The 1,022-nt window shown below is 62.0% G+C and carries 1 protein-coding gene; it reads right to left on the reverse strand.

Features of this window, described 5'->3' with window-relative positions; all coding sequences use genetic code 11:
* The coding region (locus tag IEW85_RS14225) for an IS481 family transposase (RefSeq protein ID WP_188687090.1) at window positions 1-923 on the reverse strand (923 nt) is incomplete at its 3' end.
* Between the last annotated feature and the right edge of the window lie 99 nt (window positions 924-1,022).

The raw sequence follows: 1,022 nt of genomic DNA on the forward strand, positions 1-1,022 counted from the left end.
TTGTATTCGTGGAGGAAGGCCTCGTAGGAGGCTTCACGGGCTGACTCGCTGGAGTAGGCACGGGCGTATGCCCATTCCTTCATCAGAGTGCGGTTGAACCGCTCCACTTTGCCGTTGGTCTGGGGCCGCCGTGGCCTTGTGTGCTTGTGCTTCACTCCGTCGCCGAGAGCGTTCTTGAACTCGCCTGAGCGGTAACAGGACCCGTTATCGGTCATCACCGCGGTGACTTCGACACCGATGCTGTTGAAGAAGGCCCTAGCGCGTTTCCAGAACCCTGCGGCGGTGTGCTTCTTCTCATCGTCGAGGATCTCGGAATAGGCCACCCGGGAGTAGTCATCGACAGCATGGTGCAGGTACCTATACCCACGGGAGGATGCTGCTCCTTGTCGAGCAGCCTTGTCCCGCGCTGAAGAGGCATGCCGGTCTTGGGCAGAGCCTCTGCCGTGGACCCGCCAACCGCCGCCGTCAGGGATCTTGCCCAGCTTCTTGATGTCTGCATGCACCAGTTCCCCCGGGGCGCTGGCCTCGTATCGGTTTGGTGCTGGTCGGCGGAGCGGCAACCCGGTGGCCTGGTCGATGCAGGCCAGCTTCGGCATCCCATATCGGCTGAGGACTCGCCCCACTGTAGAACGTGGGATGCCCAGCTGTGCGCTGATGCGGTGCGGTCCCCACTGGTGCCTGAACCGCAGGCTGATGATCCTTCTCTCTGCCTGAACCGGGAGACGATGGGGGTGATGGTGGGGTCGGCTGCAGCGGTCTTCGAGGCCCTGTCCTGCCCGAGCGCGGGCTACCCATCGGCTCACGGTTGCTGGTGAGACCTGGAACCGTTCAGCAACCCTGCGCTGGGGCCACCCCTGTTCCAGTACGAGGCGGACCATCCTGGCCCTACCAGCAGGGGTCATCGGGGCATTACGGTGAGTCATGGAGACCTCCGGTTTATCGACTTGTGAGTGTGATTACCCACATCGATACCGGAGGTCTCCTCTTTACGTCACCTGTTCACAACGTTCCGGGGCATTACA

Source organism: Nesterenkonia cremea (assembly GCF_014642675.1).
GTDB lineage: Bacteria > Actinomycetota > Actinomycetes > Actinomycetales > Micrococcaceae > Nesterenkonia > Nesterenkonia cremea.